The sequence below is a fragment of the Aliagarivorans marinus DSM 23064 genome (genome assembly GCF_000429485.1).
In the GTDB taxonomy this organism is placed as follows: Bacteria; Pseudomonadota; Gammaproteobacteria; order Enterobacterales; family Celerinatantimonadaceae; genus Aliagarivorans; species Aliagarivorans marinus.
On record NZ_AUBY01000014.1, the window covers coordinates 65,266 to 78,344 of the forward strand.

The following is a 13,079-nucleotide window of genomic DNA, read 5'->3' on the forward strand; positions in this document are numbered from 1 at the left end:
TTACTCTGTAAGCACCCTCAATGCGCAATTCTTGGGAGCTTCATTTGAGTTCATGCCAATACTGCGCTGTATTGGCATAGTTACGTCACCGTTGGCAGTTGTTGGCGCTTAAAAGCCATCGTTACGTGGCAAATACTAAGCGACAAAACGCAAGCTAAGGATATCGCCCACTCTCCCTGCTGGCCCAACAAAACGCAGCCGCAAACCATGGATGCCAGATGGACAGTGTTTGAGCGCTACGCGTACCTGCTGCCAGTCCTGCCAATGACGACCTCGCGGAACATCAACACAGGCTAGCTCTTGTCCATCTGCGAGCTCAAGCAGCAGCTTGCCGCCGGCGATGGCGCTGGCCATGGTCAGCTCTAGATGGGTTACTGGCTGAGTGAAATCGAGATAACGAAACAGCGCGCTGTCTCCGTTTTCCGCGCCACTTAGCCAGCACTGCTGCGTGGCCGCCATGCTAACCCGCACCTGACCTTGCAACTCGCATGCTAGGTAGGCCATTAAGGGCAATAGCGGATTGAGAGGCTCGGAGACGCCTTGGGTCGTCATGGGTACTTCTGCAATCAAGCCCTCGCTATCAAACATAATCGGCTCGATACAGGCGCGCCGGTTAAAGTGCGAGGCCTCTGAAGAGCGGTGATAGACGATGTACCACCGGTCTTGGAACTCGAAGATGGAACCATGGTTGTTCCACGACTGTGGATCACAGGCGGCGTTGTCGATAATCACCCCTTGCTTTTCAAAGGGCCCCAACGGCGAGCGGGCGGTGGCGTAGGATAAGCAAGTAGCGCGGCCTCGGGAGATATCGGTATACACCAAGTAGTAGGTGCCGTTGCGCTTGCGCATAGAAGGCCCCTCATGAAAACCGTGCTGTGCTTCGCTCAGTAGCTCCTTGTTTAGGCTGCTCGGGTCGATGGCTGACAGGTCTTCGCTGAGGCGTGCACCGCGCAACTGAAACTGTCCCCAATAGAGGTAGATCTGACCATCGTCGTCTTTAAACACTGCAGGGTCGATGGCATCGCCGTCTGCCCCCTTAATTGCTTGGGCACCGGCAAAAGGGCCGTTTGGCGAATCCGCACTAGCCACCCCTTCGCTGTTGTCATCCGCGCAGTAAAACAGGTGGTAGCGCTGGTTGTGGTACAAGCAATCGGGAGCAAATAGTCGGCCTGCGTTCGGGCAATGGCTGGCTGCCAGCGCGAACGATTCGCCATGAGCTTGCCAGGTGACTAAGTCATCGCTTGAAAAGCTCAGATACTGATCGGAGCAATACCAAGTATCTTGATGAATGTCGCTGGAGCCATAGAGATAGGCGCGGCCATCTGGCCAGATCCGCATTTCTCCGTCGGGGATGAAAAACTCAGGGGATAAGATGGGATTCACTGCGAATACCTGCTGCAGAGAGAAATTGGGTCGATGCTCTCAAAGTATTGATAACAGGCACAGCTGACTGAGCAAAAAGCTTGGAGTAGTTCACTGTTTACCCGCGAACTTTGAGAGGTAAATACTGCGACAGGGAGCGGCGAATGCGGCCAAGAAAAGCTTTTCAAAAAAAAGCCCGTACTATGACGGGCAGGGATAATTAATCCACTTAAAGGAAAGGAAAATGCTAAGTACGACATTGACGGCTGTCGAGGGCCGCTAGAAAGTAACAAAGTAGTGGTCCCTCAAGGAGCTCACTTGTCAGTAAGTTACTGACACTCAAAGAAAGATCTCTACCATGCGGCTTTAATTCTAGAGCCTATAATTTGAACAGAAAATTATGAAAGTTGCTACCTGTATTAAGAGTTTTATCCCTGTGCGCCAGATCACATCTGGACGCTGACCGGTAAAACAGTGGCCTGGCGTGATTCAATGATTCTTTAGGAGCCAAATGATTAAGGCAAGGATGCATAAACGACGTTGGTTGGTGTGGCGTTGTTTGATAATCGTCGGAATGTTTAGTGTAGGTCCTCTAAGTGCTGAGTCATTAAGGCTGCTCACCCACCCCTTAGAGCCCTATCAACGACCCACCCTTTCTGGGCAAGCTGGCGGGTTTTCGGTGGAAGTAGTCAACTGCGCCCTAGAGCAGATCAATCAAGACTATAGCCTTAAAATACAGCCGCTTAGTCGAGTTATACGGAGCTTCCAGCTCGCTGAGGTGGATGGTTTTTTCTTGGCAGTGGAGAACCAAGAGCGCAACCAATACGGTCAAATTAGCGAGCCCTTTTATGTGGTTCGAAGAGTGCTGGTATCGAGAGAGCAGCTCGAGCCGCCACTCGCCGCCAATCACCAGCATCAACGAGTTGGGGTACTACGCAATTCTGCGCTGCATAATTGGCTGGAAAGCAAAGGCTTTTCTAATATCCACGCGCGCGACAACTACCACATCCTGTTTGAGATGCTCGAGCGTGAGCGGCTGGATATTGTGGCGGCCAGCGACGGCATCTATCAGCAGGAACGGGTTGATGGGCATCTTTCCGAGGATATGTACCTGACCAAGCTCGACGAGCGAGCGCTAGGGGTGTATTTCACCCACGACTGGTTATCTAAAACACCGGATTTTCTGAAGCGTTTTAATCCCGCCTTAATCGAGTGCGCCAAAGGCGCTGAGCTTAGTTACTGAGTAGGTATTGCTCAGCTTGCTTGCGGCATGCTTGATACTTGTGGATCAGGTCGTGCTGACCGAGGTCTTTATTATCAAACAGCAAGGCGTCGCGCGCTTTCAGCTCCAGGTAGTGGGTTGCCAAGGTCTCAATTACCGCGTCGATACGCAGTAGCGTGGTGGGCGTGCAACTCTTACCGCTGAGGTCATCGGCGATATCCAGGCAGTGGCTACGGAAGCTCTCGGCGCGGTACAGGCACGCAAGGGCGGTGTCGCAATCCAGCGCCTTCTCCCAACGGGCGATGATGGTGGTGACCCAGTCGATGATCTGGGTTTTGGCGTAGTTCTGGCGTAACCAAATGCGCTTTTGGGTGTAGCTATCTAGGGCTGCTTCTTTGAGTTCACGATACAGGGCGAGGCGATCGCTTTCGGTCATGCTGTCTTGGTAGCGCAGCAAAAAGCCAAACAGGTTACGGGTTTCGAAGCGTTCTGCTGCGTGAAACTCGGGCAGTGTCAGACCATCGCTGTTGTACTCGGCCAGCGGATCGAAGCGATACATGTAGCCAAAATCGAACAGGTGAATATTGTGGCCATCGTAGAGAATATTACCGGGGGAGAGGTCCCACTCCATTAGCCCGGCTTGCTCTAGAGCAAACAAGGTTGAGAATAGCTGGTTAAAGATCTCCCGACTAAAGCGGTCGAGGATCGTCCCTTCAATCCACGGGGATAGGATAATTCCCTCCCGGTAATTGGCGTACAAGGTCGGAACAATATGTTTAAACGCGGCCGATGTTGCTGGCCGTTGTTTTAGCGCTTGAAGATCCTGGCGACGCTGTACCTCGTTGAGGAACGACGTGGCACCGTCTGCGTTCTTTACCAACGCGGGCCGACGTTGCTGTTTCAAGCAGTAGTGCGAACCATCAACTTCCAGGTGGTAGACTTTAGCGGTCAGCCCCCCGTCAAACACCTCCCGCACATGGGGCGAGTGTTCGTCTATTTTGGCTAACTCGGCCACTGCTAACGGACAAGCAGAGGCTAAGCCAACCTCAATGTTCTGGTTGCTAGCTTGAAAAGCGAGTTGTTGCTGCTGGCGTTGCTCGGCACGCGCGGTCATGTTTCCTCCGTGATCTACACAGCGCCAGAGGATTGTAAGTCTGCCTCTGCGGCGCGTCAGTGCTCAGGCAAAAATGAAAACCCTTTCGATCACAGTTCCTTAGCGGTAAGTTTGCTTAACACGCGGTAGATCACATTAATCTTGCAGCGATCGGGCGGCTTCTTTGTGTTCTGGAGTGATAAAAAACTCAATTTAATGGCAGGGAAACCAGTAAGAATTGTCGTATCAAAGTCTGTTCGTTACTCCCGTGGGAGGGGAGAGACCCGCCAGTTCGCGCTAATGGCCGCGAACTGGCTAGGGTGAGGGGCTACTTTTTATTGCCTTGGTTCAAGGCCGCGCGCAGTGCCGCGATACCTTTCTCGCCCTTGGCTTGGCGCTCCTCGGCGCTTTCCACCTTGCGGCGACGCTCCCACTCCAAATCATCTTGCGGCAACTCATACAAGAAGCGGCTCGGTTCTGGTTTGATTAGCTCGCCAAACTGGCGGCGTTCGCGGGTCAGGGTGAAGGTCAGCTCTTGCTGGGCGCGGGTAATCCCTACATAGGCAAGGCGGCGTTCTTCTTCCACGTTGTCTTCATCGATGCTGCTCTGGTGGGGCAGCAGGCCTTCCTCCATACCGATCAGGTAGACGAAGGGGAACTCCAGCCCTTTTGAGGCGTGCAGGGTCATCAGCTGAACTTGGTCGAGCTCGTCATCATCTTCGCCGCGCTCCATCATATCGCGCAGGATCAGCTTATTGACCACCTGCTCGAGGGTCATCGGGTCGTTGTCGTTATCGCCTTCCAACATCCCGGATACCCAACGGAACAGCTCGGAAACATTCTTCATCCGCATCTCCGCAGCCTTGGCGCTGGGGCTGGTTTCGTAGAGAAAATCCTCGTACTGAATATCTTTAATCAGGTCACGTACCGCCTGCAGCGCATCGTTACCCTCGACTCGGCGACGCAGCGTGTTCATCCACTCGGTGAACTCCTGCACTGCGGCCAGACTGCGGCCGCTCAGCACCGTGGTGAGCTGCATCGAGCAGGCTGTATCGAACAGGCTCTTGTGATTCTCGTTGGCCATGTTGCCGATCTTTTCCAGCGTAACTGGGCCGATTTCCCGGCGTGGGGTATTGATGATACGCAGCAGGGCGTTATCGTCTTCTGGATTCACCAGCACCCGTAGATAGGCCATTAGGTCTTTAATCTCGGCTCGGGCGAAGAACGAGGTGCCGCCGCTGATCTTATACGGCACCCGGTTGGTCATCAGCGCTTTTTCCATCAACCGCGACTGATGGTTACCGCGATAGAGAATGGCGTAGTCGCGATAGCTGGCGTTATTCATAAAGCGATGGCCGATAAGCTCTGCCACGACCCGCTCGGCTTCCTGTTCTTCGTTCTTGGCAAACAGGATCTTAATGACCTCGCCATAGGGCATCTCGGAGAACAGGCTCTTGGTGAAGATATGCTCGTTGTTCTCGATCAGAATGTTGGCGCATTTTAGGATGCGTTGGGTCGAGCGGTAGTTTTGCTCCAGCTTAATCACCCGCAATGACGGAAAGTCCTGCTGCAGCAGCATCAGGTTCTTCGGCTGGGCGCCACGCCAAGAGTAGATACTCTGGTCATCATCGCCCACCACGGTGAAGCGGGCGCGCTCGCCAACCAACAGCTTCACCAACTGATACTGGCTGGTGTTGGTATCTTGGTATTCATCCACCAACAGATAGCGCACAGTGCTTTGCCAGCGCGCACGCACTTCCTGATTATTGGCCAGCAGCAGTGTTGGCATCAGGATCAGGTCGTCAAAGTCCAGCGCATTGTAGGCGGTTAGCTGGCGTTGGTAACGCTGATAGAGATGGGCAAACAGCTGATCCTTTTCCCCCTTGGCATGGCCAACCGCCTGCTGGGGGAGAATCAGGTCATTCTTCCAGTTGGAGATGCAGCTAAGCAGTTGCTTGAGCAGATCCTTATCGCCTTCCAGCTCCTTTTCGGTGAGCTCTTTGAGCAGGGCCATCTGGTCCTGATCGTCAAACAGCGAGAAGTTGGCTTTCAGCTTCAGGTGCTTGTGCTCGCGGCGGATAATATCCAGCCCCAAGGTGTGGAAGGTCGACACCCGCAAGCCACGGCTCTGCTTACGTCCAAGGGTTTGCCCCACCCGCTCTTTCATCTCTCGGGCTGCTTTATTGGTAAAGGTCACCGCCGCAATATGCTTGGGGTTGTAATCGCAGTTCTGCACCAAGTGGGCAATCTTGTTGGTAATGACTCGAGTTTTGCCACTACCAGCACCTGCCAGCACCAGACACGGGCCAGAGATATAGTTCACTGCGTCAGATTGAGCGGGATTGAGTTTCACGGTGTCACCTCTTTGTTGGGCGGTGATTTTAGCGTATCGGAGAGTAAGATCTAGGGCGCGGTCTAACTGAGTTTAAATGTCGCAGCACCTTGCTCGCCTTTCAGCCTTAAATTCATTGCGAAAATATGAGCTAAACCCACGATCTTTAAGCGGTTATTTGTTGCTGGTTTATATATAATCAATCGCTGGAATTACGGCCTTGTTCTAGGGATGGACACAACTCGCCTACCTCGATACCCGCGCTTCCTATTTACACCCTTAACTGCTCATTTCGTTGTTTGAATGGAGTCAATCCGATGAAGAAGTTCTTTGCCATTGTGGTGATGCTGCTGTTGGCGGCCGCCATGTTCGGCAGTGTGTTTGGTTTTAAGTTTCACCAGTTTGGTCAGATGGCCGAGCAGATGGCGGCGCGCCCGGAGCCGCGCTTTCCGGTGGAAGTGGTTGAGGTTGAGGCGCGCGAGTGGCAGCCATCGATTGCTTCGATTGGCCTAATTGAGCCGCGCCAAGGCGTGGTGGTGGCCAGCTCGGTATCCGGTTCTATTAGCGAGATTCACTTTCGCTCGGGCCAGTCGGTAAGCAAAGGGCAGTTACTAGTAAGTCTGGAATCTGAGGTGGAGCGCGCCAATTTGGCCAGCGCGAGAGCCCGTCTGCCCTCGGTCAAGCGTCAGTTGGAGCGCCATCAACAGCTACTCGAGCGCGGCTCGGTATCGCAGACCCAGTTTGACGATAGCCAGGCTGCTTATCTGGCGTTGGAAGCCGATATCGCCGCGCTGCGCGCGACTATCGCGCGTCGCGAGATTCGAGCTCCCTTTGCCGGCATTATCGGGTTGCGTCAGGTTAATCTTGGTGAGTTTATTCAGGCGGGTCAACAGATTGCCCACTTGGAAGACTTGAGCCATATGCTGCTGCGCTTTTCGGTGGCCCAGACCCAACTGCCACGGATTGCGCTCGGCGGCGAGGTGCAGCTAAGCAGCGATGTCTATCCTGAGCGAGAGTTCCTCGGCACCATCACCGCGATTGAGCCGATTGTTGAAGCACGCAGTGGGGTGGTGGAGGTGCAGGCAGAGATCCCCAATGCCGAAGGGCTACTGCGCTCCGGGATGTACAGCGATGTGCGGGTACTGCTGCCGCTGCTGAGCGAGCAAGTTGTGATTCCCCAGCAAGCCATCAGCTTTAACATCTATGGCCAATCGGTGTTTGTGATTGCCCCGGATGAGGCGGGCGAGCCACGGGCGCAACGGCGCGATATTAAGGTGGCGATGCGCCAAGGCGATTGGGCGCTGGTGGAGCAAGGCCTGGAGATTGGCGAGCAGGTGGTGCGATCCGGTCAAGTACGCTTGCGCAACGGCACGCTGGTGGAGCTGGTGGAAGACAGCTTTGTGCAGCGCCCTGCTACGCTGCCAAAAAGCTAGGGGGCGATGATGCGTTTTACCGATGTCTTTATCCGTCGCCCGGTGATGGCCTTTGCCTTCAGTGCGTTGCTGCTGATCATTGGCGTGCAAGCCTTGCTTAAGCTGCAGATCCGCGAATATCCGGAGCTGACCAACACGGTGATCACCGTCGACACCGCCTATTTCGGGGCGCCAGCCAATGTGATTCAAGGCTTTATCACCCAGCCCTTGCAGCAGGCGATTGCCGAGGCGGATCACCTCGATTACATCCTGTCGTCTTCGGCCATGGGGCGCAGCTCTGTATCGGCGCATATGAAGATTGGCGCCGACCCCGATGCCGCACTCTCTGAGATTATGGCCAAGGTGAACTCGGTGCGCGCCCGCTTGCCTGCCGAAGCCTTGGACCCGAATATCTCCCGCTCTACCGGCTCGTCGACATCGATTCTGTACATCTCCTTGCGCAGCGATCGCCTAACTCGCCCTGAGGTGGCCGACTTTGCCCGCCGGGTAATCCAGCCGCAAATGGTCACGGTAACCGGCGTGGCCAAGGCCAATGTGTATGGCCCCGAGATGGCGATGCGGATCTGGCTCGACCCGGTCAAGTTGGCGAATTACGGCCTAACCGCCGCTGAGGTGGTGGATGCGCTGCGCCAGAACAACTATCGCGCTGCGCCGGGGCAGGCTGAAAGCCGCTTTATGGTGTATGACGTGGAAGTAGACACCGACCTGAAAACCCAGGCGCAGTTTGAGCAGTTGATTATTTCACGCAGCGATGCCGGCTTGGTGCGCCTGCGCGATGTGGCCGAGATGGAGCTGGCAGCGGCGCGGGAAACCGTGATAGCCAAAGCCAGTGGGGATGATTCGATCACCATTGCGATTGACCCAACCCCCACCGCCAACCCGATCAACGTGGCCAAAGGCGTCAAGCAACTGCTGCCGGGGATTGCCGATAACCTGCCAGAAGGGATGACTTTAGAGCCGCTGTACGATGCTACCGAATACATTGAGGCATCGATTAAAGAGGTGTTGATGACCATCGCCGAAGCGGCGGTCATTGTGGTGGTGGTGATCTTCCTGTTTATGGGCAATCTGCGGGCGGTGATTATCCCGGTGATTGCGATTCCCTTGTCACTGATTGGCGTCTGTCTGGCGATGCAGCTACTTGGCTTTTCGCTCAATCTGCTCACACTGCTGGCGATGGTATTGGCCATCGGCCTGGTGGTAGATGATGCCATCGTGGTGGTGGAAAACGTCGACCGGCATATCCGCCAGGGTATGACCCCGTTCGAGGCCGCCATCGTCGGTACCCGCGAGATCGCCATGCCGGTGATCGCCATGACTATTACGCTGGCGGCGGTGTACGCACCGATTGCCATGGTAGAGGGGATGACCGGGGTGTTGTTCTCTGAGTTTGCCCTAACGCTGGCGGGGGCGGTGTTTGTCTCCGGCTTTGTGGCGCTAACCCTGTCGCCGATGATGTGCTCCAAGCTACTCAAGAAAAGCGAGCAACCGAAGGGCTTTGAAGAGGCGGTGCATCGCTTCCTAGATAAACTGGATGCGGGCTACGACTACCTGCTGGGTGGTGCACTTAAGCTACGTGGGGTCATCCTGAGTTTTGGCTTTATCGTGCTGGCGATGCTGCTGCCGCTTAACATGCTGATCCCCAGCGAGCTGGCACCCACCGAAGAGAAGGGCGCGGTGATGTTGATTGCCAATGGCCCGGCCGGGGCCAACCTGGATTACATGGACCAGCACACCACCGAAATCGGCCGTCGCAGCCTGGAGGTGCAAGATATCGCTCGGGCCTTTACTCTGGCCGGTATCCCCAGCTCCACCCAAGGTTTGGGCTTTTTAAGCTCGGTGCCGTGGGAGGAACAGTCCACTAATCAGGCTGAGCAGATCGAAAACCTGACCGCGGCGATCAGCGATATTGCCGGGGTCAGCGCATCCATCTTCCCGCTGCCGGCCTTGCCCGGCTCCGACGGCTTCCCGATGCAGTTTGTGCTGCAGAGTCAGGCCGACTATCGCAGCATGGTCCAGCTCGCCGATCAGCTAATGCAGCGCGCCTGGCAAAGTGGGCTATTTGTGTTTGTCGACAGCGATACCAAGTTTGAAAGCCCGCGGCTGAACATTCGCGTTAACCGCGACAAAGCCGGTGCCTATGGGGTACGAATGGCCGATATTGCCACTACCCTGTCGACGCTGATGGGCGATGGCTACGTTAATCACATCAACTATGATGGGCGGGCCTATGAGGTGATCCCGCAGGTGCAGCGCAGCTATCGCCTTAGCCCCGAATCGATTGGCCAGTACTACGTAAAAGCCGTCGATGGCAAGTTGGTGCCGCTGGAGAATCTGGTGGACTGGCACCTCGATGCTCAGCCAGCGGCGCTGCTGCAGATGAATCAAATCAACGCCATCACCATCAACGCGGTGATTATGCCGGGCCGCTCCTTGGGCGATGCGATTGCCTATATGGAGCAGCAAGCGGCGGAACTGTTGCCGGTGGGCTACAGCTTCGACTTCAAAGGCGAGGCGCGTCAGTTCAAGCAAGAAGGTGCGGCGCTCTACACCACCTTTGTGTTGGCACTGGCAATCATCTTTTTGGTGCTGGCGGCACAGTTTGAGAGCCTGCGCGACCCACTGGTGATTATGTTCACGGTTCCCTTAGCGATTTGCGGCGCCTTGCTGATGATGGCCTGGGGCTTTTCCAGCATGAACATCTACACCCAGATCGGTTTAATTACCCTGGTGGGGCTGATTGCCAAACACGGCATCTTGATGTGTGAGGTGGCCAAGGAGCGGCAGATGAATCAAGGCGAAGATCGGCTCACTGCGATCCGCCACGCGGCGCGGGTGCGCCTGCGGGCAGTGCTGATGACCACCATCTCGATGGTGGCGGGTTTGGTGCCGCTACTGATGGCCAGCGGGCCCGGGGCGGCGGCGCGCTTTGATATTGGGCTGGTGATCTGTGCCGGGCTGTCGATTGGCACTCTGTTTACCCTGTTTGTGTTGCCAGTGGTGTATAGCTATCTGGGCTCCAAGCACAAGCCCTTGCCCGAGGTGGACTACCTCGATGCTTTAACGCCGAAAGCCTGATCCTGATGGCTTGGCCTAGGGGCGGTTTTCCCCTAGGCTATAGCCATGATTTCCCCACAACAAGGAACTGCCATGAGTGCGGCCCTTAGCGCAGAGCGCATCCAGCAAATTCTCGAGTTCGATAATGACCAACGCCTTCGCTACCTGGTTAAGCAGGTGGTTGAGCACCAAGAGGTGTGGATCCTCTGCGATGAACACGGCTCGGTGATGCTAAACAGCGAAGACGAGGACTGTGTACCGGTCTGGCCAAACCGTGAGTTTGCCGAGTCTTGGTGCGATGAAGAGTGGCAGGACTGCCATCCCAAGGCGATCCCGCTGAAACAGTGGATGAGCCGCTGGATCCCGGGCCTGGAAGAAGACCAACTGGCGGTGGCGGTATTCCCCAGCGATCAGGAAGACGGCGTGGTGCTCTACCCTGAAGAGCTGGAGTACGAGCTACGCCAACAACAGAAGAAGATGCGCTAAACCGTGTTAAAGATCTCCAATACCGTAGAGCTGGCGGACGATGAAATCGAGCTGCAAGCAATCCGTGCCCAAGGTGCAGGTGGTCAGAACGTCAATAAGGTGAGCTCGGCGATCCATCTGCGTTTTGATGTGGCGGCCTCCTCCTTGCCGGAATTCTACAAGGAGCGACTGCTGGCATTGAAAGACAAGCGGATGACCAAGGATGGGGTATTGGTGATCAAGGCGCAGCAATTTCGCACCCAAGAGATGAATCGGGAAGATGCCCTTAACCGACTGCGCGAGCTAATCCAATCGGTGGCGGTGGTGCAGAAAACCCGCAGGGCGACCCGTCCAACCCGCGCCTCCCAGAAGCGGCGCTTAGAGGGCAAAACCAAGCGCAGCCAAGTGAAAGCGCTGCGCGGTAAGGTTTACTAGCCACTGGGGCGCGGGGCTACTCGGTCTGAAAGTTTTTCAGCTTGGAGTTAAACTCGTCTGCCAGCATGTGTAGTTGTGAGCTCAGCTGGCTCGACTCTTCCACCTGCTCGGCATTTTGATTGGCCACCTCGGCGATCCGCTCCACCAAGTTGGCAATCTCTCCGGCAACGGTAGTTTGCTCCTTGGCGGCCGAGGCGATCTGCAGGTTCATATCATTGATGCTGCCAATGGCCGTGACGATCTCGCCCAACAGCCCTTCGGCGGTGGAGACATGATCGACCACTTCGTCGGTGCGCTGCTGGCTTTGCTCCATTGCGCCCACTGCGTTGTTAGCGCCCTCTTGGATCTTCTCGAGGATGTTCTGGATCTCGGTGGTGCTCTGTTGGGTTTTTTGCGCCAAAGTGCGCACCTCGTCGGCCACCACCGCAAAACCGCGGCCTTGATCGCCAGCACGGGCTGCTTCAATGGCGGCGTTCAGCGCCAGCAGGTTGGTTTGCTCGGCAATCCCGCGGATCACATCCAATACCGCGCCCACATTGCTGGTATCGCCCGCCAGCTTTTTCACCACCTCACCAGCGCTGGCGATATCTTCCACCTGCTGCTGAATACTCTTGGTCACTTCCTGCATGGCAGCAGAGCCTTGGGCGGCGGTTTGGTCGGTATCGTTGGTGGTCTCGGCAGTGGTGGCGGCGTTTTGCGAGACTTCATCGGCCGAGTGCGACATCTGCTGAATGGCGGTGGCGACCAAGTCGCTACTCTCGCGTTGCTGGTGGGTGCCGGTGGCGATATCTTCCGACATGCCTTTCAGGCTCGAGGAGGCATCATCCAGTTGCACGCCAGAGTTACGCAGGTCGCTGACCGTGGCTTGCAGGAATTGCTGCAGGGTTTGGGTGGCCTTGGCGAGGCGACCTAGCTCGTCGTCGCGCTTGGACTCCACCTGGATGTTGAGTCGCCCCTTGGCCAAGGTGCTGACATGGTCGATCAGCACGTTGAGTGGGCTGATAAACTGGCGATCCATTAATAGCGGGCAGCCAATCAACATGATCAGCGCCACTATCGCGATTACCCAATAGGTGAGGGTGACAGCGGATTCTGCGCGGTTAATCACTGTTGTGACTCGTTCGGTGCTGAGGGCACTGAGCTCTTCACTCAGCTGGTCCATCGCCTTGGACGGAGCTCGGTCGATGCCCTTGACTGCCGCATCGCCGCGCTCGAAGTTAAAGTTGGCGTTCTCGTACTCTTGCTTGCCTTGGGCATAGGCCTTGCCCATGGTGCGATGATCGTTGAGAAACTGTTTGGCAATCTGGGCTTGTTGGCTAAAACCGGCGGCGCTGAGGCCTGCCTCGAGTTCGCTAACCAACTGTTGCACCTTCTCTTGCTGGTCCTGGAAGCGCTGCCAGTACTTGCGGTTTTGCTCTGGGTCGTGGCCGCGAAGCAAGACATTCTTCCACTCCTGAACTTGCCGTTTAAACTCGATATTGGCACGCAGCGCCAGCTGGTTGAGGGCAACCTCTTCCTCGCTGACCTCTTCAAAACGGGCGCTGGCAACATCCAGTTGCACGGCACTGTAGAGCGCGACGCCAGTCAGCGAGAGCAGAGCCAGAAAGAGCAGTAGTAAGACTTTGAAACGTAGGCTGGTAGTGTTTTTTAACATAACAAGGCTTCTTTCGGTTATGCAGT

Annotated in this window: 9 protein-coding genes; 5 read left to right on the forward strand and 4 right to left on the reverse strand. The window is 55.8% G+C overall.

The features are described 5' to 3' along the window. Window positions 1-135: 135 nt before the first annotated feature. Window positions 136-1,383: a family 43 glycosylhydrolase gene (locus G461_RS23415; protein ID WP_157360244.1), complete on the reverse strand. Its 1,248-nt coding sequence runs from the start codon at window positions 1,381-1,383 to the stop codon at window positions 136-138. A 490-nt stretch (window positions 1,384-1,873) separates the two neighbouring features. Here G461_RS23415 and G461_RS0105505 point away from each other — a divergent pair, with 490 nt between their 5' ends. Next, the gene (locus tag G461_RS0105505) at window positions 1,874-2,605 is read left to right on the forward strand and encodes a type 2 periplasmic-binding domain-containing protein (protein WP_084429028.1); all 732 of its coding nucleotides are present in this window, start codon (window positions 1,874-1,876) and stop codon (window positions 2,603-2,605) included. Here G461_RS0105505 and G461_RS0105510 read toward each other — a convergent pair. Then, window positions 2,595-3,698, reverse strand: coding sequence for a protein kinase family protein (locus tag G461_RS0105510; protein WP_026971073.1), 1,104 nt, complete (start codon window positions 3,696-3,698; stop codon window positions 2,595-2,597). The two genes, G461_RS0105505 and G461_RS0105510, sit on opposite strands and share 11 nt — an antisense overlap. 307 nt (window positions 3,699-4,005) lie before the next feature. Continuing rightward, on the reverse strand, window positions 4,006-6,030 hold the full coding sequence (gene rep, locus G461_RS0105515) for a DNA helicase Rep (protein WP_026971074.1): 2,025 nt from the start codon (window positions 6,028-6,030) through the stop codon (window positions 4,006-4,008). A 296-nt stretch (window positions 6,031-6,326) separates the two neighbouring features. Here rep and G461_RS0105520 point away from each other — a divergent pair, with 296 nt between their 5' ends. From G461_RS0105520 to arfB, 4 genes are all read left to right on the forward strand, one after another. Next, the gene (locus G461_RS0105520; protein WP_026971075.1) at window positions 6,327-7,442 is read left to right on the forward strand and encodes an efflux RND transporter periplasmic adaptor subunit; all 1,116 of its coding nucleotides are present in this window, start codon (window positions 6,327-6,329) and stop codon (window positions 7,440-7,442) included. Between the two features lie 9 nt (window positions 7,443-7,451). Then, on the forward strand, window positions 7,452-10,520 hold the full coding sequence (locus G461_RS0105525; protein ID WP_026971076.1) for an efflux RND transporter permease subunit: 3,069 nt from the start codon (window positions 7,452-7,454) through the stop codon (window positions 10,518-10,520). 72 nt (window positions 10,521-10,592) lie between these two features. Further along, on the forward strand, window positions 10,593-10,985 hold the full coding sequence (locus G461_RS0105530; protein ID WP_026971077.1) for a DUF2750 domain-containing protein: 393 nt from the start codon (window positions 10,593-10,595) through the stop codon (window positions 10,983-10,985). A 3-nt stretch (window positions 10,986-10,988) separates the two neighbouring features. Further along, window positions 10,989-11,399 carry an alternative ribosome rescue aminoacyl-tRNA hydrolase ArfB gene (arfB, locus tag G461_RS0105535; protein ID WP_026971078.1) on the forward strand — a complete coding sequence of 137 codons (411 nt, stop codon included), beginning with the start codon at window positions 10,989-10,991 and terminating at the stop codon, window positions 11,397-11,399. 16 nt (window positions 11,400-11,415) lie between these two features. Here the strand turns inward: arfB and G461_RS0105540 are convergent, their stop codons facing one another. Further along, a complete protein-coding gene (locus G461_RS0105540) occupies window positions 11,416-13,053 on the reverse strand; it encodes a methyl-accepting chemotaxis protein (RefSeq protein WP_026971079.1) in 1,638 nt (545 codons plus the stop codon). Between the last annotated feature and the right edge of the window lie 26 nt (window positions 13,054-13,079).